Genomic DNA, 1,402 nt, shown 5'->3' on the forward strand with positions numbered 1-1,402 from the left:
ACCATCGTAAATATAGCTATTGAAGAATTTACGAAGCTACAGAAGTGAAGTAACGTGCGAACCCCATTTCATCAGGAAGTGTTGATGGGATGCAAGCGGCTACTGTGACCAGGGCAATTTCTCCTTAAGAAAATCGTCAGACCAGATTCCAATAACATCCATAAGCTCACAGTTTATCTCCAAAAATAAGGTTCAACAGCACAGCTTTATATAAAAATATCATCGGCTAATAGATGTGCTTTCTGCAAAGCGGCTTTGTCTAACGCTAATGAATATTTGTCTTCTTCAAAACAATCGATCATTTTTTCGGTATCCATGTTTCCGACTAAATCATTCTGTGCCATTGGGCAGCCTCCAATTCCTTTCAAAGCGCCGTCGAACCGCTTACAGCCTGCACTTAATGCAGCTTTCACTTTCTGTCGAATATTTTCCCTGGTAGAATGAAGATGCACCCCAAAGGTTACACCAGGATATTTCGGGATTAAAGTTTCCAGGGCAAAACTTATGTCTTTTGTTGTGGCGAGCCCCACAGTATCTGATAAAGAAATGATTTTAATACCACGTTTTACCATTTCACTTGCCCAGTGCAATAATATTTCTTCATTGTATGCATCGCCGTAAGGATTTCCAAAACCCATGCTCAAATAGATCACCAATTCTTTCTTATTTACTATACACAATTCTTGAATCGCTTCTACCCTTTGCAGACTTTCTTCCATCGTGCTGTTGGTGTTACGCATTTGAAAAGTAGGCGAAATCGAAAAAGGAAATCCTAAGACATTTATTTGCTCAAATGAACAGGCATCTTCTGCTCCCCGCACATTGGCAACTATCGCCAATAATTTTGATTTTGTGCTGGATAAATCTAAATGTGGCAGCACATTTTTTGTGTCTGCCATCTGCGGAATGGCTTTTGGTGAGACAAAACTCCCAAAGTCAATTGTATGAAAACCTACCCGAAGCAGGGTATTGAGATAATTCACTTTTTTTTCAGTAGCAATAATATGCGGCCAACCCTGCATGGCATCTCGCGGGCATTCGACAAGTTGAAGATCGTTAATCATTTGTACTTTTTTAAACGTTTGAAGGTCAAAGTTCGTTATTTTCGAGATTACTTAACCCTCGGAACTAATTGAATACCGCATAAGTCAGTTACAAGCCGATATTTACTATACCTGAGGGTAAACGCCCGCTTGATTTTCGACCTCCAACTTTGTCAACTTCTAATCTTACTCTGCTATTCCCCTGTGTAAGGCTTTACTGCCTGCCTTGCGAGCAAACGCCATTTACCATGATGTTTTACCCACACCAATAAAATTTCCAAACTTACATGTCCGGGCACTTTACTATCGAAAGTCTTGGCAGAAAGCAAGTGTCTAACCGTTGCCGTATGGCCAACAAT

Annotated in this window: 1 protein-coding gene; it reads right to left on the reverse strand. The window is 40.4% G+C overall.

All coding sequences use genetic code 11. The annotated features are described in order from the left end of the window. Positions 1-206: 206 nt before the first annotated feature. Entirely contained in the window at positions 207-1,064 is an 858-nt protein-coding gene (locus ACQR30_RS13735; RefSeq protein WP_429736080.1) for a hydroxymethylglutaryl-CoA lyase, read from the reverse strand. Positions 1,065-1,402: the final 338 nt, after the last annotated feature.

It is taken from the genome of Arachidicoccus sp. (assembly GCF_050436765.1).
Taxonomy (GTDB): Bacteria; Bacteroidota; Bacteroidia; order Chitinophagales; family Chitinophagaceae; genus Arachidicoccus.

Coding starts and splice junctions, on each gene's coding strand:
- ACQR30_RS13735 (WP_429736080.1), bottom strand. CDS start 1,064: ATGATTAACGATCTTCAACTTGTCGAATGCCCGCGAGATGCCATGCAG.